We start from the raw sequence: 26,255 nt of genomic DNA, 5'->3' as shown, positions 1-26,255 counted from the left end.
GCTATAGAGAGAGGGAAACGCCTGGTCCCCATTCCGAACCCAGAAGCTAAGCCTCTCATCGCTGATAATACTGCACCTTTCAGGTGTGGGAATGTAGGTCGCTGCCTAGTTCGGATCAATTTCTTATCTATCTCACTATTTCTTATTAGTATTATCTCTTTATTAAATAAAGTTTTTGTTATTATTGTATTTAAAAAATAAGGTTCTTTATGGACGCTGTTAATCCAAAAATACCACAAAGTTGGAAAAATGTCTTACGTGATGAGTTTTGTAAAAAATATTTTATAGATTTAAAACAATTTTTACTTGATGAAAAATTACAATATAAAATATATCCAAAAAACAGTAATCTGTTTCGAGCCTATAACTCTATGGATTTTCATGATTTAAAAGTAGTCATTCTTGGTCAAGATCCATATCATGGAGCCAATCAGGCTCACGGACTCTCTTTTTCTGTTAGGGATGGTATTTTATTTCCTCCATCACTTAAAAATATTTTTACTGAACTTGTCGATGATATCGGTTGTGCGTATCCCAAAAATGGAAATCTTTCAAAATGGGCAAAGCAGGGGGTATTGCTTTTAAATACTGTTTTAACCGTTCGAGCCGGTGAAGCTAATTCACATAGAGGTATGGGTTGGGAAAATTTTACTGATGCTACGATAAAAGCTATCAGTGATAATTTAGAAAATGTTGTTTTTATACTGTGGGGTAGGCCTGCTCAGATGAAAGAGAAGCTGATAGACAGTTCGAAGCATTTGGTCTTGAAAGCACCTCACCCATCACCACTATCTTCTTATCGAGGTTTTTTTGGTTCTAAACCATTTTCTAAAACTAATGCATATTTACAAGCTCACGCAAAAGAGCCAATTGATTGGTGTTTAAACTAGTAAATAAATTCGGCTATAACTGGTAGGTGGTCAGAATAACCTCGCCCATAGTGGCGTCTTGTTTTTCCCCACTTCATTTGCCAACGATAGATTGACTTTCCTTTGAATAGGTAAGGCTTTTGTAGAGAATGAATGGAGGCTTTTTTATAATCAAGACCTTTATTATCAAGTAAAGCTGTTGTGATTAAGATGCTGTCCATTGCTTCTTTTTTTCCTCTGTAAATATAGGAAATTCTTTTATTTTCATCTTTTTCATCGTACCAGAGATTATAAAACTCACCTTTGTTTATTTTAATCTTATCTGCTGTGTCTTGGTAGTTTATAGTGCCTAATATATGATTGATTCCTGTGATGCCATCGGTATCATTATGTTTTCTTTTGCGTTTAAAACGAATGTACTCTTCATAATCTGAGTTAAAGTCACCAAGGGCTATGATATTTTTATCAAATCCTAGTTCTTCAACCCTTTTTTTGAGTTTTTTTGCAGAGACTATACGCATACTTTCTGGTCCTGCTTTACTTTTCCAATGGTTTACTAAAACATATAAATCTTTGCCGTTGATTTTAAATTTGACCTCTAAAATATTTCTATATCTATAGGAGTATGTTACAGCTACTTCATGTGTAGTAACAAAAGGCATTTTTGATAGTATGGCTACTTTTATAGTAGTGTTTTTTAAGTTTGCTATTTTATAGTACTGATAGTAGAGTCCTGCACGTTTTAGTGTGTAACGTAGGTCTTTAAGTGCTTGAAGGGATTCTATTTCTTGGAGTCCTATAATGTCAGCATCAATATCTTGGATAACTTTAGCAATATTTTGCAGTTTAATCTTATAGGTTTTTGCATTCCAGTTTGCTTTTGTATTTGGAATGTACTCTCTGTATTCGTGTCCGTTTCTTTGTAAGTCAAAAAGATTTTCTACATTGTATGTTGCTATTTTCAAAGTTTCTCCAAAAAGTGTTGTTATCAGTAGAAACAAATAGAGAAAAAATTTCACTATTTTATTCCATTAAGGCGGAGGAGTTGTTCTGGTTTTGCTTCTCTTCCCATAAGCTCGATGTAGAGATCCTGCATGCTTTTAGCGCCTCCCAAATGCAGAATGATATCACGATATTTTTTTGCTGTTTTTGAATCAAAAGTGCCTTCATCCACAACTTGATAGAAAGTATCGGCACTTAAAACTTCAGCCCATTTATAACTGTAGTATCCTGCAGCATAACCACCTGCAAAGATGTGAGCAAAACCATTTTGAAATTTATTGTAAGAAGGAGGTTTAATAAGTGCTGTTTTTTCCCTGATGGAGTCTAGAAGATTTTGAACTTCTTCACCTTGATAGAGTTTAGAATGCAGTTTAAAATCAAAGATGGAAAACTCTAATTGTCTGAGCATTCCAAGGGCTGAGAGAAAGTTTTTGCTACGCACGAGTTTTTCAATCATATCATCTGGTAGAACTTCTCCAGTTTTGTAATGTTTTGCAAAGAGTTGGAGTACTTTTGGTTCATATGCAAAGTTTTCCAAAAACTGACTTGGGTACTCGACTGCATCCCACTCTACACCATTAACACCACTGACTTCATTCTCTTTTACTTCACTGAGCAGATGATGGATAGTGTGTCCCATTTCATGAAAGAGTGTTACTACATCATCATGACGCAGAAGGGATGGTTGATTGTCACTCGAAGGTGGAAAATTACAGACAACAAATGCAGAAGCGAGTTGCTCTTCTCCTTCTATATTTGTTGCGTGAGATTGCCAGTTATGCATCCATGCACCACCACGTTTGGATTCTCTTGCTTCGAGATCAAAATAGACTCTGGCTTTGAGTTTTTTGTTTTCATAGACATCATAGGCATAGGCTTTTTCATGCCAGAGTTTTACATCTACTTCTTGAAAAGTAATATCAAAAAGTCTTTCTAAAAAACAAAACATTCCATTTACGACATTTCTTTGCTCAAAGTAAGGACGGTACTCCTCTTCATCTAGTGCGTACTGTTCTTTTTTAAGGAGTTCACTGTAAAATGCAGTATCGTGACTCTCTAATGGGTGAGGTGCTATGGCCTGGAGCTTTTGGAGTTCATTTTGAGCTTGCGTGATAGAGTTGTCAAGCAAGGTCTCTAAAAATCCGAGTACACTCTTTTCATTTTTTGCCATTTTTGAAGCCAGTGAATACTGTGCATAATTTTCAAAGCCTAAGAGTTTGCTCATCTCCTCACGCAAAGCTAAAATCTCATCTATAATTTTAGCATTCTCTGGGGCACGTGAAGTATAAGCTCGGTAGAGCTCTTCTCGGATAGCTCTGTTTGGTCCGTAAGTCATGTAGGCTATGTATGATGGCATCTGGAGGGTTAGTTTATATTTGACTTGACCATCTTCATCGGTAAATTTTGCTGTTTCTTTCTCACTCTCTGGCAGACCTTCTACATCTTTTTCATCTGTTATAATGTACTCATAGGCATTTGTAGCATCAAGAAGGTTTTGTGAGAAGTTATTGCTAAGTTCACTCTTTTTGATATTAATCTCTTGCAGGCGTGCTTTTGTTACATCATCCAAGTGCGCACCACTGAGCTCAAAGTTTTGGATGTTGAGCTCAAGGACTCTTTTTTGTTCGAAATTAAGAGAGTCTGCTTCATTTTTTTGAATCCTCTTAAATACATCGTAGAGTCTTAGGTCTTGTGAGAGTTTGGTGGAGTATTCTGTAATGATTGGGAGTGAATCTGTATAGACCTTTTGAGTTTGATCTGAGTTATTTACTGCGTTTAGATGTGAGAGTGGTGTGAAGAAGTGTTCGAGTTCTTCTTCCATTAGTTCGAGTGGCTTTACAAAGTTTGCGAAAGTTTTTTGTTCTTGCGTGAGGAGTGTCTCTATGGTTTTTTGATTGTCGTTTATCTTTTCTTGAAGTTCATCGATGAAAGTTTCTAAATCGCACGAAAATGGTAAAAATTTGCTCATATAATTACAGCCTTTTTTGTGTAATTATAGCATTTAAAATGTTTGTAATTTTGTGTGATGTGTAATAAGGCAAGGTTGAAACCTTGCTTCCGAAAAAGCATAATGCATTTTATTAGGAATATTAAGCAGAGGCGTAAGCCAAGCTGCTTAATATCGGAGTTTATATGAAATTTGTAAGTCTAACTCTCAACATTCTCTTATTTTGTAGAGAATTTGTAGTCTAACTGTGCCCAGAATTTCTGAGTGTCTTTAGTGTAATTTTGAGTACCGTTATTCACTTTACCTTTTGAATAGTCAGCATATTTTAAAAGACCAGTTAAGCCATTTACTCCTGGAATTTTATTAACATAGACAACATCAATTTCAGAACCTAAATCATCTGAAGTTGTTGTTGCTGTAGTTGTTCCATCACTACTCATTTTTTTATCAGCAGTGAATTCATGATAAACAGCTAAAAGTTTACCAAAACCTTTTGCTTTATATCCAAGACGTACATTTGCATCAATTAAACCACCATCTGGAGTATTTAGAAACATATCAGCCCATCCATTAAATTTATGATTAGTTCCTAATGGAGTTGCAAATGTTTTATTTTTTGTATCTGTCAAAGATGTACCACTTTGGAATTCATAATTAGCACCGACTAAAATACCAGAAATATTTGCTCCTACATCAAGATTATAATATGAAGCATCTCTTTTAAAATTATCTGCATTTGTTGCTGTTTCTTGAATTTTCATAGATGCATCACTTTCTATTGCATACTCAGCACGGTAGTTAAGTTTTACAGCATCAAGTTTCACATTACCAGTTAAAGCAATACCATAAGTGTCAAATCCAACACCTCCATCTGTTACCTTAAAAGTATCACCTTGACCCGCAATCATATAGTCATAAGCAGTGATTTTCAATGCATCACTTACTGTATATGCAGCATGTAAAAGAACAGTATTCGCATCCATTGTAGGACCACCAAAAACTCCTTGGAAACCATAAACCCATGCAGCTAAAACTGATAAGTTTTTGATAGAATTATTCGCTACAAATACAGAATCATAAGAACGCTCAAATTGTCTCCAACCAACTGTACCGATGAAACGTTGATTATCAAGATTTACCTGACCACGACCTGCATGAAGTAGAGTATCTCCTGTTTTATAATTAACTTCTGCATTGGAAATCATAGCTTGTTGAGGGTCTACAACAACAGAATAGTCTTTTGTACCATCATCGTATGTAGTTTTATGTATTCCCGCATCATCAATATATTTCCAGTTATACTGGTTAGAACCAAAATTATTTACAGAGATAATACCAACAGATGCAGAAAGTCCATCAACATCAAGGAGGTTACCTGTTACTTTTAACTTTGTTCTTACAGTAATCGCATTCGCATTTTCAGTATTTGTATTACCATCATCTACCATCTCATATCTTGGACGGATTTGTGCGTCTAGTTTTAAATCATCTAAGATATTAATACCATCTGCAGCACTTACGCTACTAAAAGAACCCATTATAGCTGTTAAAGCAACAGCTGACATTGTAATTTTTTTCATTTTATTCCTTCTCTTCTTTGTAATAAGGCAGAAGCCTATTATAATGTTAAGCTTAAAAAATTAAGCTAGACTACTTTTCAAAGGCCCTGACAAAATTATACCACATTTGTGAAGTATAAATTTGACATATATCAATTATTTTGAGTACTTATAGTGATATCATTGTACCGTTAATGGACACCTTAACAACAGTTCAAAATTTATCTAATAGGAGAAAATATGTCACTTTCAAGAAGAGAATTTCTTAAAAGTTCAGCGGCAGCATCGGCAGCAGCGGCTATCGGTATGAGTGTACCGGCAGAGCTAGAAGCAAATGCAAGCACAGCTGAAAGTAATTGGAGATGGGATAAAGCGGCTTGTCGTTTCTGTGGTACTGGTTGTGGGATTATGCTCGCAACTACCGGCGATGGAAAAGATAGAAAAATCGTAGCAGTAAAAGGGGACCCGGCAGCTCCGGTTAATCGTGGTCTTAACTGTATTAAAGGTTATTTTAATGCGAAGATTATGTATGGTGCTGACAGACTCACGCAACCACTACTTCGTGTAAATGAAAAGGGTGAATTTGACAAGAAGGGGAAATTTGCTCCTATATCTTGGAAAAGAGCTTATGATGAGATGGAAAAACACATCAGAATCGCACTTAAAGAGAAAGGTCCTGAAGGTGTAGCAGTATTTGCATCTGGTCAATATACTATTATGGAAGGGTATGCTGCTCAGAAAATGATGAAAGGTGGATTCAGATCAAATGCCATTGATCCAAATGCTCGTCATTGTATGGCATCTGCGGTTGTTGGTTTTTATCAAACATTTGGTATAGATGAGCCATCTGGTTGTTATGATGATATCGAGCTTACAGATACAATCGTAACTTGGGGTTCAAATATGGCAGAGATGCACCCGATTTTATGGTCTCGTGTAACTGATAGAAAATTATCAGATCCAGATCGTGTAAAGGTTGTAAATATTCAGACATATACACACAGAACATGTGACCTTGGTGATTTTAACATCATCTTTAGACCAAATACTGACCTCGCTTTATGGAACTACCTTGCTCGTGAGATTGTTTACAATCATCCTGAAGCAATTGATTGGGATTTCATCAAGAAAAATATCATTTTTGCGGCTGGTCCCGTAAATATCGGATATGGTTTCAGACGTGCCGGTGAAAAATCTTTCAAAGACGGTAAATACACTGAGCTTGAGATGGAAACATACAAGAAAGAGATGAGTAAAGTTGTTTCTGATTTAGAAGGTCCTGCATTAGAACCGTATGGTTATAAAGCTGGTGATGTAATGAAAAACACTCCAGGAACACTCAAGCACTGGGAAATCTCTTTTGAAGAGTACAAAAAATCTTTAGCTCCTTATACACTAGACTATACTGCAAAACTTTGTAAAGGTGATCCAGAAGAGTCTCTTGATAGCTTTAAGAAAAAACTGCAAGATTTAGCAGCGCTTTACATTGAAAAAGATAGAAAAGTTGTAAGTTTCTGGACTATGGGTATGAATCAGCATACACGTGGTACTTGGGATAATACACTTTCATATAATGTTCACTTTATGCTTAACAAACAAGCGAAACCAGGTTCTGGAGCATTCTCTTTAACTGGTCAGCCTTCAGCTTGTGGTACTGCTCGTGAAGTTGGTACATTCTGTCACCGTTTACCGGCTGATATGATGGTTAAGAATCCTAAACACAGAGCTATTACAGAAAAAGGATGGCATATTCCTGCTGGAACACTCAACCCTGTTGGTAATCAGCACATTATGAAAATCCACCGTGATATTGAAGATGGTGTTGTTAAGTTTGCATGGGTAAATGTATGTAATGCGTACCAAGATTCTGCAAATGCAAAACACTGGGTAAAAGCTGCTCGTGAGATGGATAACTTCATCGTCACATCTGATGGATATCCAGGAATCTCTGCAATGGTATCTGACCTTATCTTACCATCTGCGATGATTTATGAAAAATGGGGTGCTTACGGAAATGCTGAGAGACGTTCACAACACTGGAGACAGCAAGTTCTTCCTGTAGGTGAAGCAATGTCTGATACTTGGCAGTGGGTTGAGCTTTCAAAACGCTTTACTGTAGATGATCTATGGGGTGCGTATACTCTTAGAAATGGTAAAAAACTTCCAGATGTTCGTCAAGAAGCATATAAAATGGGTTATAAACCAGATACAACTATGTTTGAGATCCTTTATGCTAATGACAGAGCGAAAAAATATAAAATTGATTTAGATTCTTTCCCTCAAAAAGGGTATGATAACTCTGAATGTATTGGTGATGAGAGAAATGTAGTAGGAACTGATGGTAAAGTGTTCAAAGGTTATGGTTTCATGATTCATCAATACCTCTGGGAAGAGTATGCTTCCTTTGGTCGTGGTCACGGTCATGACTTGGCAGACTTTGTTACATATCATAAAGTTCGTGGACTTAAATGGCCAGTTGTTAATGGTAAAGAGACTGCATGGAGATTTAATGTTAAGTTTGACCCATATGCAGCAAAACATGCAAAAGAGAATGGTAGAGGCAGTGAGTTTGCATTCTATGGTCCACTTGCAAAAGCATTACCATCAGGTAACTTGACTGGTGTACAAGATAAAAAGAAAAAACCATTGACTGATAAAGCGAAAATCTTTGCTCGTCCGTACATGGATCCACCAGAAATGCCAGATGAAAATTATGACTTGTGGTTATGTACAGGTCGTGTACTTGAACACTGGCACTCAGGAACAATGACTATGCGTGTGCCTGAACTGTATCGTGCGGTTCCAGAGGCATTGGTTTACATGAACCCTAAAGCCGCTGAAGAGAGAGGACTCAAAGATAATGATCTTTGTTGGGTTGAATCTCGTCGTGGTAGAGTAAGAGCTCGTGTTGAGACTCGTGGACGTAACAGACCTCCAAAACCATTAGTATTCGTACCTTGGTTTGATGAGCGTGTGTTTATCAATAAAGTTACGCTTGACCAAACGTGTCCAATGTCGAAACAGACAGACTTTAAAAAATGTGCTGTAAAAATTTATAAAGCATAATTTTAAAAAAAGGAAGTGTTATTTTGAGTAACCATTCAGAAGCAAAAAAGCCTCTTAGCGATAGAAGAAAATTTATCTTGAATATGGCAAGAGGTGTCGGCTATGCAGCAATAGGTGGAATGGTATGGAGCGCATATCTTGATGAAGCGAAAGCTTCACCACTTATACTGCGTCCGCCTGCAGCTATAAAAGAGAATGATTTTTTAAAAACATGTATCAAGTGTGGTTTGTGTGTTGAAGCGTGTCCGTACGACACACTGAAACTTGCAAAACCAGGTGATCATATGCCGATTGGAACACCGTTTTTTACACCGAGGGACATCCCTTGTTATATGTGTGAAGATATTCCGTGTGTCCCGGTTTGTCCAAGTGGTGCACTCGATGAGCCGAGTGTAACGGTTGATGGTCATCTTGATATCAATGTAGCTGATATGGGGCTTGCAGTTATTGATGAAAATAGCTGTATTGCTTTTTGGGGAATTCAATGTGATGCTTGTTACAGAGCGTGTCCAATATTAGGTCAGGCGATAACTGTTGAATATTCTAAAAATGAAAGAACCGGTAAACATGCATTCTTAAAACCGGTAGTTCATGCAGATGCATGTACAGGGTGTGGAATGTGTGAGAAAGCCTGTGTAACGGAAAAACCTGCGATTTTTATTCTGCCGCGTGAGGTAGCGATGGGGAAAGCCGGAAGCCATTACATAAAAGGCTGGGATAAAAAGGATGAAGCGAGACTCAAAGATGCTCACGCAATCCGAACAACAACAAATATAAGTAGAAAAAAAGCTGTAGACAAGCTCAATGCAGGATTTGAAGGTTTATTAGATGAGTAAGATATGGAACCATTACAGATATCTAATACTAAGAAGATTTACACAGATTGGGATTTTAGTTCTCTTTTTTGGTGCAAATGCCTGGGGATGGAAGATTTTACAAGGAAATCTTTCAACGTCTGAAATCTTTGGAATCATTCCGATGAGTGATCCATTTGCAGTGATGCAGATGGTAGCAACTGGTGTAATTGTTGCAACAGATTTATTGCTGGGTGTAGCAGTTGTAACACTTTTTTACTTCCTTATTGGAGGGCGTGCGTTTTGTTCTTGGGTTTGTCCTGTGAATATGGTTACAGACAGTGCAAACTATTTGCGAAGAGTGTTTGATATTGACAGAGCACAGCTGCAAAAACAGCCAATAAGCAGAAATGTAAGATATTGGGTGTTAGGGCTTAGCTTGGTTATCTCAGCACTGATGGGGATTGCAGCTTTTGAGTTCATTTCACCAATCTCGATGCTACATCGTGGTATCATTTTTGGAATAGGATTTGGATGGGCAGCAGTGCTTATCATCTTTGTATTTGATTTGTTGGTTTTGAAAAACGGTTGGTGTGGTCATATTTGTCCTCTTGGCGGTTTTTATTCAATTTTAGGAAAGTTTAGTTTTATTAGAGTACATCACATTGAAGAGAATTGTACTCTTTGTATGAAGTGTAAAGTAGTTTGTCCTGAAAAACAGGTGCTTCACATGATAGGTAAAGAGTCGATTCCTGTACTTTCAGGTGAGTGCACAAACTGTGCACGATGTATTGAAGTATGTGATGATGATGCTTTAAGATTCTCAATAAGAGATTTTATTCAAAATAAAAAAACGGGAGAGTAAAATGAAAATTTTAACAAAAATTACGATAGGTCTAGCTGCTTCAGCTCTACTTCTTGTTGGATGTAATGCTGCAAACACAGAAGCAAAAGCTGAAAAAAGTGTTGTTAAACCAACAATTACTGAGGCTAATTTAGGGTACAGAGGAACAAATGACCTTTTAAAAGAGGATGTTATTCCGCCAAAAGTTGAGTATCATTCAGCTGCACCTGGAACATCGAAAAAGTTTCCAAGAGCTTTCCAAGATGCTCCACCAATGATTCCACATGACACGACAGGTATGTTACCGATTACTAAAGACAATAATCAGTGTGTATCATGTCATATGCCAGATATGGCTTCATCTATGGGTGCAACGCCGATTCCAATTTCTCACTTTACAAACTTCAGACCAAAAACTGCAGTTAAGGGTGATAAAATTCTTAAAAATGGTAAGAATCTAAAAAATACATCAAATGAGGATATGGCGGATATTTCTATTAAGGTTGATAAAGATCAAAAATTGTATGCAGGTAGATTTAACTGTTCACAGTGTCATGCTCCACAAGCTACAAACAATCTTGTAGATGAGAGTCACTTTACTCCAGTTTATACATCTCCTGATGGTGCTTCAAAATCATCTTGGGATCAGTCTAAATGGATGCAGCATATCGATACTGCTAAGTAGTAGATAATATGGAAAGAAGAGAGCTTTTTAGCTTTCTTTCTTCCTCTGTAAAAGAGGCAGTAAGAGAGACAAAAGAGAAAGATGTTGTTTTAAGGCCTCCATACTACAAAGATGCCGATGCTTTTGCCACAGAGTGTCAAAACTGCGAAGGGGAATGTGCCTCTTTGTGTCAAGAGCAAATAATTGTAATAACAGAAGACAAAACACCAAGATTGGATTTGAGTGTACGTGGATGTACCTACTGTGATGAGTGTGCGCTTGTCTGCCCGAGTGATGTGCTTTTGGTTGAGGATAAACAGTATATTGAGGCAAGTATTGTCATTAATCAATCGAAGTGTTTGAGTTGGCAGGGGGTCATGTGTTTTTCCTGTAAAGACCCATGTCTTGATAATGCCATTGACTTTAAGGCGATGTTTATGCCTGAAATAAATGAAAAATGTACAAGTTGCGGTTTTTGTATAGGACGTTGTCCTGCAGATGCCATTGATATTTTAAAGGTGAGTTAATATGAAATATATATTTTTAGTTTTGATTTTTTTTACAAGTTTGTTTGGGAAAAATCTTATAGAACCTCAATATACATATAAACTCTCTTCTGGTCTTGCGACAGATGTATTGTATGTAAAAAAGATACTTTATGTTGCAACAGATGATGGCAAAGTAGAGATTTTTGATACCAAAAGTAAAAAAGAGACAAAAAAGATAAATCTGAAGAAGATTAAAGATTTTATGGGAGATGATGTCAACTCAAAAATATTTTCTCTTGATATGATAGATAAAACACTTTTAATTCTTTCACAAGACAGTGGAGGGTATAGTCGAATACATCTTTATAAGGACAATAAGCTGGAACTTGTCGTCTCTAAAGATGATATGCTCAATATCATTAAAGCAAAGTTTATTGACAGTGAAAATATCTTAATGGCACTGATCAGTAATGATATCATCTCTTATAATATAAAGAGTAAGAAGAAGAACTGGGTGACACAGGCATCTATGTCAAAATTTTCCAGTTTTGCACTCAATAACGACAGAAGTATGGTGGTGATTGCAGATGAGAGTGGAGATGTTCATGTGCTTTCTACAAAAGATGGAAAAAACACTAAAACACTCAGTGGGCAAAATGTTGATAATATCTTCTCAATAGACTTTAAAGGCGATATGATTCTAACCGGAGGCCAGGACAGACGAGCAGGTATTTACAATGTAAAGACCGGAAGCGGGTACTATAAAGCTTCGAAGTTTTTTGTTTATGGAGTTGGTCTGAGCCCTAGTGGTCTCATTGGTGCATACAGTAGTGATATGAACAATAATGTTACACTTTTTCAGACAAGTACGAGAGAACCGATAGGGAAATTTGCATCAGACAAGATGATAGTCAATGGTATTTATTTCATTAATGAAAAAGAGTTTTTTATCAACAGTAGCTCTAACAGTGTTCGGTATTTTAAGATAAAGTAAGCAGGAGGTATGTTATGATGGAATTTAATGAGAGTGAATTTTTAATTGAGACAGAAGTACCAGAGCATGAACTTATCATCTCACGTACAGATTTGTCTGGGAATATTACCTATGCAAATGAAACTTTTTGTGAGATAAGTGGTTATCATGAGAGTGAACTAATTGGCAAGCCACACAGTATCGTACGACATCCTGATATGCCAAGTGCTGCTTTTAAAGATTTGTGGAGTACCATTCAAGCTGGAAAACAGTGGATAGGTATTGTTAAAAATATGCGAAAAGATAAAGGTTTTTACTGGGTTGAAGCGATAGTTTCAGGAGTATATAAAAATGGTGAATTGGTGGAGTATAAATCACTCCGAACACCGATTTCTTATGAAACTAAGCTAAAATATCAAAGATTGTATGATAAAATGCGTGCTGAGAGTAATGAAAAAATAAGAAAAGTAATTTACGAATAAAAAGGACAGAATAATGAATATATCAAGTATTGTAGTACAGACACTACCGAAGTTTTTAGATGAAGTTGTTGAAAGTTTGAAGAACTGTGAAGTATGTGACTACCATCTTCATGATGAAAAGGGGCGTATCATTATTACCATCGAGGGTGAAGATGTCAGTGAAGAACTTAGTAAACTCAAAGTTATTGAAGCGATTCCTCACGTTATTGCTGCGGATATGCAGATGGCATACTCTGAAGATGAACTTGATGCAAACATTAAAGTAATTAACGAATCAGATGCTGTACCAAATTTACTTAAAAATGAAGATGTCGAGATTGACAGAGTGACATACCACGGAGACTTAAAGAAAAAAGATGATGAACTTATCGATTTTGCTAAGAGTTTAAGTAATCCTGACGGAGTTGAATAATGGCTGTTGTGTTTACTTCCACAATAAAACTTGATGATTCTGATAAGTGGTTTATAGAGCTCAAAGATGTAACAGACCCTGATGATGAGCGTGTTGAGGTCTGTTTCGATCTAGATGAGTATGAGACAAAGATCGAAGAGATGGGTGCTGATTATGGGGGACATATTGATGAGGTTAAATGGCTCAAAGATGATAATGTTCCACCGTTCGTACTTGATGAGATTCGTTTGAAAATGGCAGAGCAACGTGCAAAAATTGAAGAGGAGTTAGGTGAGCCTATCACTCCTGTTGCAGAGAAAAAAGAGGAGTAGCTTTTTAGGCTACACTCATTTGTTTTTATCTGTCTACTATTTGAGTAGGAGATAGATAAGAATAAAGTTGACAAAAGTCATGATTATAAAAGCGCGTTTGTAAAAAACAAGCGGTGACTTTTCAATAAGTGGTGCATCTTTAATAAAGTATGGTTTTACTTTTTCAGGGTGTGTCAGCTCATAATGCATCTCTGAGTAGTGGGAGTATCGCTGCTCTTTATCAATAGCAATTGAACGCATAATGACACTATCAAGCCAGTCAGGAATATTTTTATTAAAAGAACTTGGCTTTTTTGCCTCTTTAAAAGATGGATTTTGAAAAGGTTCTATCTCTCCGTATGGATATTTCCCTGTAAGTGCTACATAGAGTGTGACACCAATGGCAAAGATTTCAGTTGTCTCACTGATAGCTTCACCTAAAAAACGTTCAGGCGCTAAAAAACTAGGTGTTCCTGCTTTGGAATCAGTTGAAAAAATTTCTGTAATACTTCCAAAATCAATGATTTTAAACTCCAGATTCTCATCATCATTTTTTGCAATCATGATATTTGGTGGTTTAATATCACCGTGAAGTAGATCATACTTGAGTAAGAACTGTGACATCTTTAAAAGAGTTGCTGCAAGCTCTACGCTGTCATCAATTGTGAGTTGTTTATGCGTGAGGTAGTGGTCAAGGTCTTCACCTTTAAAGAGCTGCATAACATAGTAACGCATCGTACGTGTTTTTGGAATGACTGCTTTTGGAAAGAAGTCAGCTTTTAGCCGTTTTGCATTCCATGCCTCTTTTACAAAAAGGTCCAGTATTGATTCATCATCTATCGCTTCATAGGGTGCAAACTTGAGTACATAATCTTTTGTTTTTTTATGGACAAGCCATGTACGCTCATTTTGAATGAGTGGTTTGATAAGCTCATAACCATCAATAACTTGTCCTTTTTTCAATGTTTGGGGAATTGCAAGTTTTTGACGTCTGAGTGTTGCATATTCATCAGCTTTGAGAATCTCAATGACAACAGCTGTTGTGTCATCAGGAAGATTGTCTTCTTCTTTTGTACTTGCTTTTTTTACAAGTGTGTGTGCATTTCCGAGTTTGATGTTTTTTGTGAGTTCTTTTTCATCCAAAACATTATAGAGACCGTCACTGCAGAGGAGGATCTTGTCATCTTTTTGGACAATGTTCTCAAAATAGTAAGGTTCTACTTCAGGTACTATTCCTATAGCCTGCGTGAGGACATTTTCATAGCCTTCTTCATCCATCGCATGGTCATATGAGAGTTGGTTGAGTTTGTTATCTCGATAAAGATAGACTCTGCTATCTCCAACATTTGCACCATAGAGGCGATTGCCCTGGATAACAACGATAGTTAAGGTGGTGACTAGTTCAGGAGATTCATAATTTACTTGAGACTCTTGATAAAGGATAGCGTTTATAGACTCTATAAAGGATTTGATTGATTTTTCTATCTCCCAGGATTTTGGACGGATTTTAAAGTTGTTCATGAGGTGCTGTGTTGTACGTTTCGCAGCAGCAGCACCTTCGAGTGCACTGCCAACACCATCACAAACAATGGCAACTGTCAAGTCACCAATAGTTTTGACATCATAAAAATCATCTCCAGTAAGCTCTTTACGTTTAGCAAGTGAAAAACCGGAAAATTTAAGAGTATTTGATGTCATGTAATGTGTCCTTTTTAAATTCTACCACCCGCTGCAACACCCCAAGTTGTTCTCCATCTTGTTTTTACAAGTGAGATACCGATGATAGCTACTAAAACAATTCCTGCAAATATCATAAAACCGGCACTATACCCATCAAATGCAGCTTTTGACCAACCAAGTGTTTTGACAAGGATTGTACCACCGATACCACCAGCAGCACCAATAAGTCCTGTCATTATACCAATATCTTTACCAAATCTCTGAGGTACAAGTTGAAAAACTGCACCATTTGCCATGCCAAGTGACGCCATGATGAAAAACAGTACGGCAATCGCTACCCAAAAAGGAAGAGCAACAAGGGAATTGACAAGTGCTAAAACAGATACTACACCAAAGAAGATATAGAGTGATTTTACACCACCCATTTTATCAGCAACAGCACCACCGACAGGACGTAAAACAGCTCCTGCAAAGATTGTCAGTGCTCCAAAGTATCCCGCAATGACTTTTACGTTTGGTTCCTTGAAAACATCTAGTCCAAAAGCAGACATATCTACCTGATAGGTATTCATCAAGTAAACTTTCATATAGTTGGCAAAACCGACAAATCCACCAAAACTAACTGCATAAAAAAGTCCAAACCACCATGTGTCTTTATCACGTAGAAGTTTTAGATAATCAGCTACTTTCTTAGGACGTGCTACATAGACTTCTTTAGGAGCATCTTTTGCCATAAAAAGGTATGTAACAAAGATAAGAGTAGAGAGAAGACCACCTACTAAAAATACTGCCTGCCATCCCCAAATCTCTGCAATTTTTGGTGCAAAAAGAAAGTCGATTACGACTCCGATGTTCCCAGCCCCTGCAATTCCAAGAACAACACCTTGGAGTTTCGGCGGATACCACTGACCAGCCTGTGGAAGGGCAACTGCAAATGAAGCCCCTGCAAAACCAAGACCAAGAGCCACAACTAAAAGTTCGTTATATGTGATAGATTCACCTCTGAAAAATGCGTAAAAAAGTACTGAGATAACAACACCCTGAGCCATAAGAGCTGTCTTTTTAGGTCCAAATTTATCAACACCGAATCCGAGTAAGATACGAAGCAGTGCACCTGCTAAGATTGGAATTGAAAGTAGTGTCGCTTTTTGTGATGGAGTCATTAAGAATCCACTGGCTGCATGTAATGATTCTGCTATTTCAGTTGAAAGTGGTCCGAGCATTGTCCAAACCATAAAACTAAAATCAAAATACAAAAAAGCTGCAAAAAGCGTTTTTGCGTCACCTTGTCCTTTAAGGGCTTTAAATCCTGCCATAAAAATCTCTCCTAGTTAATTGATGCTGCAATTATAATATATAAGAGCTCTTTTGCGTGTGTATGTATGGTTAAAAAATATACAGTTTGAAAATAGTGTATGATTAATAATTGCTCAATATATGCAAAACATATGTATATTTATTGATATATATCAAGGTTAATATTTAAGCGTTTTTATAAAATTCTACAAAATTTGAAGGAGAAAGAAGATGACGTTTACAAACTCGGCCCAATTACTTGCGTTTCACTGGGTTGCATACTCGATCTATGCGGCAATGATTATTTCTATTGTTGCATGGTTTGGATATAACCTGACAAGAAAAGATGCAAAATCGGTCTTTCGTATACCGTTTTACTGGTATATGGCATTTTTAGTTGCTGGTGGTGTAGGACACCATATCTTTACATACAACACAATTCCATGGGTATCTGAAGATATAGACAGACATAACATCAAACCTGATGCAGTATACAATATAGAGGTAAAAAACCATAAATGGAAGCTTCCAACGAAACAGATAGTGATTCAGTGTGAGGAAAGAGTTCTTTTTAATGTTAAAAGTCATGATTTGACATATGGATTTGGACTTTTTCGTCAGGATGGTTCTATGGTAATGCAGATGCAGGTAAATCCGGGAACACCGAATGATATTCTTTGGACATTCAATCATAATGGTGTCTTTAATATGACTTCAACAGAGTATTCCGGTCCGCATCAATACAGTGAAGATGGAGAGGATTTGATGGAAGTGAAAAACTTTGTAAAAGTAACAGGCTGTAAAGAGGGAGGATTGAAAAAATGAGTTTTACAAAAAACCTTATAGAAGGTACGAATTTTGATCACAAAAGTCTCAATGCTTTACAAAAAGTGACGCTTCGATCAGTTGTGATGAGCTTTTTGTTTTATGGGCTTGTTGCTTTAGAGGGTATGATAATGAGGATGGTTGAGGTTGGACGGGTTCCTGGTAATCCTGTTCCTGAACAGTTCTTTCATCCTGATCATTTCTTCTCAATTATGACAGTACACCCAATCGTTGGGATCTTTGGTTCGACATATCAACTTGTGTTTGGTGCTTTTTTATTTTTGGTACCTTATCTTACTAAAAAACCGCTCTACAGTGTAAAACTTGCAAACTGGACATGGTTACTAATTACACTTGGGACTGCGCTTGCCTGGATGGCTGCATTTGTATGGCAATATGCACCGCTTTATACGCTTTACTGGCCGCTTCCGGCAGATACTTCGCAGTTTAGTGCCATTGGTGGGGTTGTCTTTATCATTGGTGTGGCACTCATTATGTTTGGTACATTTGGATTTATCTATAATATCTATGCAACGATCTTTGCCCGCGTAGGTGTACATAAAGATAAAACAATGAAAGAGTTACTAATCTCTGGTTTTGGTATTGACGGACTGTTAAATTTGATGAATAAGCTCAGAGGCAAGCCACCATATACAAAAGAGCCCGCACTTGCACTTCCTGTTGTGGCTATCTTTCGTGGTACGGTTGATACATTCTTAGATGCTGTGGTTATTTTAGGTGCAGGTATCTTGGTCCTTGTCTTTTTACTCGCAGATCTTAGTGGAGCTTCATGGGATGTCTCGGCAATTGATGCCCTGCTTTATAAGAACTTTTTTTGGTGGGGGCTTGATCTTGTTGCTGATGGGCTTGTACTTATCTATGTTGCAGGTTCATGGTATCTTTTAGCTACACTCATCACCGGGCAAAAGCTCTTTATGGAAAATGTTGCGCGTGCGGCACTGATGCTTGAACTTCTTGTCTCTTGGATGGTTTGGTCGCATCACCTTCTTGGTGACCAAGGTCAACCTGAAATGATGAAATTGATTTCCGGTGAGATGGTAACGGCATTTGAACTGCTCACGCAGGGACTTGCGCTTTTCATTACGCTTGTAACACTCTGGAAGGCACGTCCACTGAAAATGACAATGGAGTTAAAGTATCTTCTTGGCGGACTCATTGGGTTTGGTCTGGCTGTACCTGCTGCTATCATTCAAGCAGATATGGGGATGAACAGAGTACTGCATAATACACAGTGGATTATTGGAGCGCATGTGCATATTGCACTGATTGTTGGTCTTTATATGACACTCTATTCTGCTGTTTATGTACTGTGGCCGATTGTGACAAACAACACAAAGCTCTACTCGCATAAGCTCTCGAATACACACTACTGGTTACACCTCATAGGTGGTATCGGGATGGGTGCATTTATGGGTATGGCCGGACTAGACGGAATGCTTCGTCGTCACCTCTATGTTGACGGACAGTTCAATCCAGACATGATATTTGCGGCTATTTGTGGAAGTATGCTATTAATTGCATGGTTTGTATTCTTATATAACATTGTTATGAGTGTTGGTATCAAAGGGTTAATCGGAATCTTTTTACCTGCAGAAGATAAAACTGCTTCTTATGGTATAGAAGATGAGATAGAACCAGCAGATGACCCTGCATTTGCAAATTAGAAAAAAAGAGTCTGGAAATACTCCAGACTCAAAACAAGGAAATCAAAGTTGATAAACTTACAACGAGTTGCTAAAGAGATAAAAACAGTAGGTCTTTATGATTTGGTACTGCAAGATGTTCAGCGATTCTGGAAGAAAAATCGTGTCAGTGAAGATGAGATACATGAGGCGATGCAAAAGCGTCCTGAAATCTTAAATGATTATATGCAGACAACTGTTGAGTATAATCTGAGCAATATTCATATAAGAGACATTAAGACAGATGATTTAAAAGATGAGTGCAAGTCCAAAGCAAAGCAGGTGAATGAAAATTTAGCTTCGTTGCGTGAGCTTGAAAAATATACACTTGATTTTGAACAGAGTGCTACACTTGTCATCATCTTTTCAATCGAATTTTTTGTTCTTTTCTCTGTGCAGTATTTCATAGTGCTTCTCAACCTAAAAGATTGGCAGTGGTGGATTTATGGTCTTTTTGCTTCTTCTGTAGCACTAGCGTATTGGTATGGGAAGAAGCAGAGCAGACTTTATGCAACAAATAAAAAGATATATGATGAAAAATATTTGCAAACCAAAGCATTACTGGAGGATTTGCAAGAGCAAGGGTGCATCAAAAAAGAGGACTTGATGATAGAAGAGTGTGATGAACATGTCTAAGAAGATAAAGTTAGCATATACCTGGGATAAAGAGACTTTCTTACAGGCAAGCAAAGCCATTTATGACTTTAATATGAAACACTCTCCAAAGAGATTTTTAGGGTGGTTTTTTATAGCACTTACACAGTTCGGTGTTGTTGGAGCACTCAAAAAAGATGTTTATGGACTGTTGATTATCTCAACTTTGCTTGTGATTTACTGGTACGCTTTGCGTTGGCCACTGCGTAAAAATATGCTGCTTCGTGGATTTATGGCTTCTGATATAAAAAATCATAAGTTTAGCATTGAGATAGATGAGAATAACTTGAAAATTGATGGAAGTTTTATAGAGTGGCGAGAGATTTTAGAAGTTATCTCTTTATGTGATGGTTATCTACTATATAAAGGGGACTCCTTTCTCTTTTTTCCAAAAAGTACATTTAAATCTACAGAAGATAGAGAAAAGTTTATTGTACTGGTAAAGAAAAAAGAGATATTTTATAAAAAGGAGTGTTAATGGCATATCTGTTTATGGGAATAATTGTCCTTTTTTTAGCTGGAATCATTATTGTTGGTATGACAATGGACAAAGAAGACTTAGCGGAATAAAATAGCATTTGCTTATTTTTTATCCACTGTTTTAGAGTGAGGAGTCTTATATCTGTGTATAATATGCCTAATATTAAACCCAAATTATGTAATAGAGATTTCTAAAATTTGGGTTAAAGCAAACAGAGGCAAGAGATGAGCAAGACACCCTTAGAGAGTTTTATAGATCACAAAGCAGATACAGGAATGCAGTGTGGTTCATACTCCATTGATGTTCCACCGCTTAAAGAAGGAGAACAGTACCGTTTTCACTTTGATGCAGTGAAGTGTGTTGGTTGTCGCTGTTGTGAAGTTGCCTGTAACGAACAAAATAACAATCCTGCAGATATAAAATGGCGTCGTGTCGGTGAGATGGAAGGTGGGGACTTTCCGGTTTTTACTCAGATGCTCAACTCCATGTCCTGTAATCATTGTATAGACCCGGAGTGTATGAAAGGGTGTCCTACAAACTCATATATCAAACTTGATAACGGAATTGTTTTTCATGATGATGATGTCTGTATAGGGTGTCAGTACTGTACATGGAACTGTCCCTATCAGGTACCTGTTTTTCATGAAGAGAGAAATATCGTCACCAAGTGTCATATGTGTCATGAGAGGCTTGATGAGGGGCAGAGTCCTGCATGTGTTCAAGCCTGTCCTGCAGGGGCTATAGAGATAGAAGTGGTCAATGTTGAAGAGTGGTTAAATCGTGACATAGATGAAGAGGCAAATATGCCGTTTTTACCGGATGCCCGCATCACAAACTCAACAACTCGCTACACACTTCCTGATAACCTACCTGAAAATATGAAAGAGATGGATGAGCATATATTAAAACCTGCTCATAAAGAGATACCGCTTGTCTTTATGACAGTGCTTACACAGATATCTTTAGGTGGTTTCTTTGCCCTCTTTTTGGGTGATGTGATGAGCCTTTTTGGATTTGAGAGTACAAACTGGATCATGGCTCTGCTGGTTATGCTTCCGGCTGCCATTGGTCTACCACTCTCTGCACTGCACCTTGGTCGTCCGTTTTTGGCTCTTACTGCGATGAAGAACATCAAAACTTCTTGGCTCTCACGTGAGGCATTGGCTCTTGGCGTCTTTACTGGGTTGATGTCTGGTGTTGTGGCACTTTATTTCTTTGATGTTTCACAGTTCTTAAGACTCTTGATAGAAGCTCTTACACTTGCTGTAGGCGTGTATGGAATCTATGCACAGAGTATGATTTACCGTATAAAAGCGCGTCCGTCATGGAATCGTATAACGACGAACTATAAGTTTTTCGGAGTAGCTTATATCGGTGCATTTTTACTTGCATTTATCAGTAGTTTATCGAGTGTGCAAGAGGCAATTATTCCACTTACAACGATGGGAATGCTTGGTGCACTTGCACAGCTCTTCTTCTCTTATGAAGATATACGTACACTAGATGCCAAAGAGAATGCGTACCAACTGCAACGTACAAAGCGACTACTTAATGAAAATTTTTCGAATGTGAAGAAGATACGTTTTGTAACACTTCTATTAGGAGGTGTGCTGCTCCCACTTTTAGCACTTGTTTTTGTCAGTGGTGCATCTATGATGATGGCCTCTGTGATTTTAGGGCTAACGCTACTTGTGAGTTTTGCAAGTGAGATAGCGGACAGATTTCTTTTTTATACGACAGTTGTACCACTTGGTATGGCTGGTGGATTTTTCGTAGGAAAGCAGAGATAAGTTCTAGAGTCTGCTTTTTTAGAGATAAGTGCTTTGACAAGGGCACTTTTGATGGAGTTGTAAGCTTCTTCATTTTGTTTGAGGATTTTTTTCTCACGCTGGAGTTTTCTACTTAGTGTGTCAAGCTCTTTTTGCAGGGCTACATACTCAGAGAGTCCTTTTTGTTTTACAACTTTTTGCAGTATCTCTTCTTTTTTCTCTTTAATCTGTTTGAGTTTTTCTTGTTCTTTTAGAATCTCCTCTCTTACTACTTTTTTCTTCTCATCATCTTTTGTGATGTCGAGTTTGTCATTTAAAATATTTATGGAGCGGGTAGTATGTTCTATCTCGATCTCCAGACTTGCCTTTTCACTCTGTAACAGCTCATTGTTTTTAACAGGAGAGAGTCCGTTGACATAAAATTTTTGAACTCTTTTTTGAAAATCATTTTTCTCTTTTTTGAGTTCAATTATGGATGTTTTAGCCTTTGTATAGATCTTTACAATACTGAGCATTGAGGGAACTGTCCATCGAAGGCCATTGTCTGCTTCGATGTGAGGGACTTTATATTTGACACCTTTTACAACCAAAATATCTTGAGAGTAGTAGTTGAGAAAATCCATCATATAACGATTGGAGATAGCGATCTCATCTAAGATGAGTTCAGAGATAAAAGAGAAGACCTCTTTAAAGTGGATACGAAAAATATAACCGGCAAAACCGAGAAAAAATTCATCTTCATCATCATAGATTTTGGCAAGTTTCTCTAGGGTGATTGCATGGATGTACGAGAAAACATTTCTCTCAAACTCATCATTGGAAATTTTTTTGACGATAAAATATTTATGAACAAACTCTTTGGCAACTTCGAAGAAGAAGGTTTTGTTCTCTTCTTCTTCGAAAAATTCATTATAAAAAGATTGCAGCTCCTCTTCTTTGATACCGTTATAGCGATTTTTGACTGTGTTTTTATCTTTTTCTGCGACCTGTTTCCGGACTGTTTCATCAATGATTTTGATAAAAAGATTACCTTTCTTACTGATAACGACAGCATTTTGTGTCAGCTCAAATGCGGCGCGGATATATGCTTTTATAAGATCTTTTTGTGCATCTTCTGTAATGGGAATATTTTTAAATAAGAAATCAGTTATGCGAGATACCAGAGTACTTTTGAGTAAAATCTGGTTCTCTTTGCCTTTATAATCATAAAGTATTTCATCTTCATAATTTTCAATTATCTCTACTAAAGCATCTAAAATCTGTTCATCTATATCTATTTGTCTGTGCATAAGATTATTTTATCGAAAAATTTATTTTTATTGCTTAATTTTTGAACTCTTTTGTAGAGAGGCATCTTCTATTTTATGATATTATTGAGTAATAATTTGATAAAGAGTATTTCATGATAAGCAAGATAAAAGATTTTTTAGGTTTTGACATAAAAGAGGATAAGTTTAAACTCTCCAGTGATGAAGTTTTCGGTATGATCGCTGATGAACGAAAACCTGATAAATGGGTTTTTTCTACTTGTGGATACTGTGGAGTAGGATGTGGACTCTACATTGGCGTCAAAGATGGTAAAGCGGTCTATACAAAAGGAAATCCCAAACACTTTGTCAATCAGGGAACACTCTGTCCAAAGGGTCTCTCAGAACATCAAATGATAAACTCTCCACACAGAATAGCAACGCCACTTATCAGAAAAAACGGTACGTTGCAAAGTGCAACTTGGGATGAAGCATTCAGTAAAGTAAGTTCTGAGTTCAAACGCATTCAAAAAACCTATGGAAACAAAGCTGTTGCAGTTATTGGAACAGGACAATTTTTAACAGAGGAGTTTTATACACTTGGAAAGTTTGTGCAACTAGGTCTTCGTACAAATAATTATGACGGTAACACAACACTTTGTATGGCCTCAGCTGTTATGGGTTATAAACAATCACTTGGAAGTGACGGACCTGTAGGGAGTTATGAGGATTTTGAAAAAGCAGATACTATCTTTTTAATCGGTGCAAATATCGCAGATAACCATCCAATTTTGACTTTGCATATCAACAAAAATAAGCGTGAGAAGAAAAAAGTCATCGTCATTGATCCACGTGCTTCAAAAACTTCACAGATGGCAGATGTTTATGTTCCAATCAAGCCGCGTACAGATTTGGCCCTATTTAATGGTCTTGCTTACATCATCTTAGAGCAAGGCTGGGAGAATGAAGGCTATATCAAAGCAAATACGACAGGTATCAAAGAGCTTCGTAAGCATCTTCAGGATTACCCACCACAAGAGGTAGCAAATATTACTGGCATCGATGTAAAGACTCTTTATGAGCTTGCACGTGAGTTTGTCTCTCAAGAGAGAGTACTAAGTGCTTGGACCATGGGAGTCAATCAATCCTTTATGGGAACTGATACTGTAAGTGCCATCATCAATCTGCATCTCTTAACAGGGCATATCGGTCGTGAAGGTGCCGGACCATTTTCCATCACAGGACAGTGTAATGCGATGGGTACACGTGAGACAGGTTTTACATCTTCTTTGCCGGGCTATAGAAACTACGGTGATGAAAAAGCACTCAAAGAATATGCAAGCATTGTGAATGTTCCAGAAGAGATCATCCCACGTGAGCGTGGGTATAAATATGCTGAGATTATCGATGCGATAGACAGAGGTGAGATAAAAGCACTTTGGATTACAGCAACCAATCCGCTTGTGAGCTTTGTAAATCAGGAAAAACTGCGTAAAACTTTGGCAAAACTTGATATTTTAGTCGTTCAGGATGCATTTTTAGGTGATACTGCACAGATTGCAGATGTAGTATTTGCAGCAGCAACATGGGGTGAAAAAGAGGGAGTCTATACAAACTCGGAGCGTCGTTGTAACAAAGCCAACAAGGCAGTAGAGCCGTATGGTGAGAGTAAGAGTGACTTTGATATCATTCTAGAGTTCTCAAAATATTTCGAAGGTGTCAATGAGATGCTCTTTAATGGTTGGAGTGAGCCACGTGATGCTTTTGAAGAGTGGAGAAAGGTCTCAAAAGGACAGCTGTGTGATTATAGTGGTATCACTTATGAGTTACTAGAAGAGCATGGCGGGATTCAGTGGCCGTGTAATGAGCAGTTTCCACTTGGATCAAAACGTCTCTATACGAAAGATATACCATTTAGAACGCCGGACCAAAAAGCAAAACTGCTTCCTTTAGAGTGGCATCCGATGGCAGAGCCGGTAAGTCCTGAGTTTCCAGTGATACTCAATACCGGTCGTACAGTTGAGCAGTGGCATACACGCACAAAAACGAGAGCAATTGATATCTTGGATAACCTAGCACCAGAAGCATGGGTAGATATAAGCCCAAATGATGCGAAAAAACTCAAGGTAAAATCAGGTGATAGAATGAGTCTCAGTTCTCCTCGTGGTCGTGTGGATGATGTAGTAGTGCGTGTGACAGGAAGTGTAAGACCGGGAACGGTTTTTGTACCGTTTCACTTTAACGAACAGCTTGTCAATGCCCTTACAAATGAGAGCTTCTGTCCAAAGTCCGGTGAGCCAAACTTTAAACAGACTGCCATTCAACTTCACTCTAAAGCAGTGCCAGAGGGACTAACACTTGAAGAACAAGAGGTGAGCGGAGCGATAGCACATCATAAAGTTGTTTATGAGGGTGTGGCGCATAAGGTTAGAGAGAAGGAAGAAGAGGCTTATTAAGGATTGACTCTAGCCAATAAATGACCGCTAGTGTATTTATTGGCTATGAAGTCTTATTAGATAAAAAAGAATTGATATATAATATTTGCAATTACAGAACATATAATAGAAATAGCAATTAGTGTTAATGAAAAATATTCTAGTTTATTTTTGCTATCAATAAAATTTTGTAATTCTTTTTCTGCTCTTTTAGTAATTAGTATAAAACTGCTTGTTTCGTAATATCTTATAATTTGCCTTGTATATATTGCGATTCCTAATATTGAACCAATAATAAGAAAAATAATACTACTCTTTTTATTTATTAAACTAGGTGTGTTATCTTTTTGTGTTTTTAAAAAATTAGCTAATTCATTATTGATTTTTTGTGAACTAAAATTATTTAAGCTTAAATTGCTATCAACATTATTATTAACTAAATATGATGCTAACAATGCTTCTTGTGCCTTATCTTCTTTAATTCCAATATTAATAATTTTAGATATAGATTTTCCTCGAATATCTCTTTTAGATTCAAGGCTCTCTATTAAGAATAAACTATAAATAGTTGTCATTAATAGTAGTAATGTCAAAAAAGTATTTTTGTTCATTGTTTGTCTTATTTTTTTTGCAATTGTTAATTTTTTTGGTGGTGTCAAACGAACTGCTAAAATTGGCACTAAAGGAAGTGAGTTAAAAGTTACTTTTTAAACACAAACCTTAAAAAATCAAATTAATTTTTGATAGACTCCATTTCATCTTTTTTGAAAGGAG

General features: G+C 37.2%; 23 protein-coding genes and 1 rRNA gene. 17 read left to right on the top strand and 7 right to left on the bottom strand.

Annotated elements, in window-relative coordinates; all coding sequences use genetic code 11:
- Window positions 1-110, top strand: a 5S ribosomal RNA gene (gene rrf / locus MNY27_RS09400); the annotation flags it as partial.
- Between the two features lie 99 nt (window positions 111-209).
- Window positions 210-890 carry a uracil-DNA glycosylase gene (locus MNY27_RS09395; RefSeq protein ID WP_152184815.1) on the top strand — a complete coding sequence of 227 codons (681 nt, stop codon included), beginning with the start codon at window positions 210-212 and terminating at the stop codon, window positions 888-890.
- Here MNY27_RS09395 and MNY27_RS09390 read toward each other — a convergent pair.
- The 3 genes from MNY27_RS09390 to MNY27_RS09380 form a co-directional block, all read right to left on the bottom strand.
- On the bottom strand, window positions 887-1,834 hold the full coding sequence (locus MNY27_RS09390) for an endonuclease/exonuclease/phosphatase family protein (protein ID WP_246153867.1): 948 nt from the start codon (window positions 1,832-1,834) through the stop codon (window positions 887-889). The two genes, MNY27_RS09395 and MNY27_RS09390, sit on opposite strands and share 4 nt — an antisense overlap.
- A gap of 53 nt (window positions 1,835-1,887) precedes the next feature.
- A complete protein-coding gene (locus MNY27_RS09385) occupies window positions 1,888-3,840 on the bottom strand; it encodes a M3 family metallopeptidase (RefSeq protein WP_346392204.1) in 1,953 nt (650 codons plus the stop codon).
- 197 nt (window positions 3,841-4,037) lie between these two features.
- Window positions 4,038-5,399: a hypothetical protein gene (locus tag MNY27_RS09380; protein WP_346392203.1), complete on the bottom strand. Its 1,362-nt coding sequence runs from the start codon at window positions 5,397-5,399 to the stop codon at window positions 4,038-4,040.
- Between the two features lie 219 nt (window positions 5,400-5,618).
- Between MNY27_RS09380 and napA the strand changes: the two genes are divergently transcribed.
- Genes napA through MNY27_RS09335 form a run of 9 tightly spaced genes read left to right on the top strand, consistent with a single transcriptional unit; the run spans window position 5,619 to window position 13,412 of the window.
- On the top strand, window positions 5,619-8,444 hold the full coding sequence (gene napA / locus MNY27_RS09375) for a nitrate reductase catalytic subunit NapA (RefSeq protein ID WP_152184819.1): 2,826 nt from the start codon (window positions 5,619-5,621) through the stop codon (window positions 8,442-8,444).
- Window positions 8,445-8,467: 23 nt separating this feature from the next.
- On the top strand, window positions 8,468-9,280 hold the full coding sequence (gene napG / locus MNY27_RS09370; RefSeq protein ID WP_281346809.1) for a ferredoxin-type protein NapG: 813 nt from the start codon (window positions 8,468-8,470) through the stop codon (window positions 9,278-9,280).
- A complete protein-coding gene (gene napH / locus MNY27_RS09365; protein ID WP_152184821.1) occupies window positions 9,273-10,103 on the top strand; it encodes a quinol dehydrogenase ferredoxin subunit NapH in 831 nt (276 codons plus the stop codon). The genes napG and napH overlap by 8 nt, the downstream gene beginning before the upstream one ends.
- A 1-nt stretch (window position 10,104) precedes the next feature.
- Complete coding sequence (locus tag MNY27_RS09360; RefSeq protein WP_152184822.1) at window positions 10,105-10,767, top strand: nitrate reductase cytochrome c-type subunit; 663 nt, start codon at window positions 10,105-10,107, stop codon at window positions 10,765-10,767.
- 8 nt (window positions 10,768-10,775) lie between these two features.
- Entirely contained in the window at window positions 10,776-11,273 is a 498-nt protein-coding gene (locus MNY27_RS09355) for a ferredoxin-type protein NapF (protein ID WP_152184823.1), read from the top strand.
- Between the two features lies 1 nt (window position 11,274).
- Window positions 11,275-12,228, top strand: a complete 954-nt coding sequence (locus tag MNY27_RS09350; RefSeq protein ID WP_152184824.1) for a WD40 repeat domain-containing protein — start codon at window positions 11,275-11,277, stop codon at window positions 12,226-12,228.
- Window positions 12,229-12,245: 17 nt separating this feature from the next.
- Window positions 12,246-12,689: a PAS domain-containing protein gene (locus MNY27_RS09345; RefSeq protein WP_152184836.1), complete on the top strand. Its 444-nt coding sequence runs from the start codon at window positions 12,246-12,248 to the stop codon at window positions 12,687-12,689.
- Between the two features lie 13 nt (window positions 12,690-12,702).
- On the top strand, window positions 12,703-13,101 hold the full coding sequence (locus tag MNY27_RS09340; protein ID WP_152184825.1) for a chaperone NapD: 399 nt from the start codon (window positions 12,703-12,705) through the stop codon (window positions 13,099-13,101).
- On the top strand, window positions 13,101-13,412 hold the full coding sequence (locus MNY27_RS09335; RefSeq protein ID WP_152184826.1) for a hypothetical protein: 312 nt from the start codon (window positions 13,101-13,103) through the stop codon (window positions 13,410-13,412). The genes MNY27_RS09340 and MNY27_RS09335 overlap by 1 nt, the downstream gene beginning before the upstream one ends.
- Window positions 13,413-13,448: 36 nt before the next feature.
- Here MNY27_RS09335 and MNY27_RS09330 read toward each other — a convergent pair whose 3' ends face one another.
- On the bottom strand, window positions 13,449-15,089 hold the full coding sequence (locus MNY27_RS09330; RefSeq protein WP_346392202.1) for a bifunctional protein-serine/threonine kinase/phosphatase: 1,641 nt from the start codon (window positions 15,087-15,089) through the stop codon (window positions 13,449-13,451).
- A gap of 14 nt (window positions 15,090-15,103) precedes the next feature.
- Complete coding sequence (locus MNY27_RS09325; RefSeq protein WP_152184828.1) at window positions 15,104-16,387, bottom strand: MFS transporter; 1,284 nt, start codon at window positions 16,385-16,387, stop codon at window positions 15,104-15,106.
- Window positions 16,388-16,598: 211 nt separating this feature from the next.
- On the opposite strand from MNY27_RS09325, the gene MNY27_RS09320 reads away from it, so the two are divergent.
- The 5 genes from MNY27_RS09320 (at window position 16,599) to MNY27_RS09300 (ending at window position 21,820) form a co-directional block, all read left to right on the top strand.
- Window positions 16,599-17,192, top strand: a complete 594-nt coding sequence (locus MNY27_RS09320) for a hypothetical protein (protein ID WP_152184829.1) — start codon at window positions 16,599-16,601, stop codon at window positions 17,190-17,192.
- On the top strand, window positions 17,189-18,877 hold the full coding sequence (locus tag MNY27_RS09315) for a cbb3-type cytochrome c oxidase subunit I (RefSeq protein ID WP_152184830.1): 1,689 nt from the start codon (window positions 17,189-17,191) through the stop codon (window positions 18,875-18,877). Before MNY27_RS09320 ends, MNY27_RS09315 begins: the two co-directional genes overlap by 4 nt.
- A 48-nt stretch (window positions 18,878-18,925) precedes the next feature.
- Complete coding sequence (locus MNY27_RS09310) at window positions 18,926-19,531, top strand: hypothetical protein (protein ID WP_152184831.1); 606 nt, start codon at window positions 18,926-18,928, stop codon at window positions 19,529-19,531.
- Entirely contained in the window at window positions 19,524-20,027 is a 504-nt protein-coding gene (locus MNY27_RS09305) for a hypothetical protein (RefSeq protein WP_152184832.1), read from the top strand. Before MNY27_RS09310 ends, MNY27_RS09305 begins: the two co-directional genes overlap by 8 nt.
- Before the next feature lie 227 nt (window positions 20,028-20,254).
- Window positions 20,255-21,820 carry a DmsC/YnfH family molybdoenzyme membrane anchor subunit gene (locus tag MNY27_RS09300; RefSeq protein ID WP_152184833.1) on the top strand — a complete coding sequence of 522 codons (1,566 nt, stop codon included), beginning with the start codon at window positions 20,255-20,257 and terminating at the stop codon, window positions 21,818-21,820.
- Here MNY27_RS09300 and MNY27_RS09295 read toward each other — a convergent pair.
- Window positions 21,760-23,088: a hypothetical protein gene (locus MNY27_RS09295; protein ID WP_346392201.1), complete on the bottom strand. Its 1,329-nt coding sequence runs from the start codon at window positions 23,086-23,088 to the stop codon at window positions 21,760-21,762. The genes MNY27_RS09300 and MNY27_RS09295 overlap by 61 nt on opposite strands.
- A 113-nt stretch (window positions 23,089-23,201) precedes the next feature.
- On the opposite strand from MNY27_RS09295, the gene MNY27_RS09290 reads away from it, so the two are divergent.
- Entirely contained in the window at window positions 23,202-25,502 is a 2,301-nt protein-coding gene (locus MNY27_RS09290) for a nitrate reductase (protein WP_152184835.1), read from the top strand.
- A gap of 56 nt (window positions 25,503-25,558) precedes the next feature.
- Here MNY27_RS09290 and MNY27_RS09285 read toward each other — a convergent pair whose 3' ends face one another.
- On the bottom strand, window positions 25,559-26,161 hold the full coding sequence (locus MNY27_RS09285) for a hypothetical protein (RefSeq protein ID WP_346392200.1): 603 nt from the start codon (window positions 26,159-26,161) through the stop codon (window positions 25,559-25,561).
- Window positions 26,162-26,255: the final 94 nt, after the last annotated feature.

Source organism: Sulfurimonas sp. NWX79 (assembly GCF_039667035.1).
In the GTDB taxonomy this organism is placed as follows: Bacteria; Campylobacterota; Campylobacteria; order Campylobacterales; family Sulfurimonadaceae; genus Sulfurimonas; species Sulfurimonas indica.
Note: the sequence above shows the minus strand (reverse complement) of the source record. Positions and strands in the feature narration are given on the sequence as shown.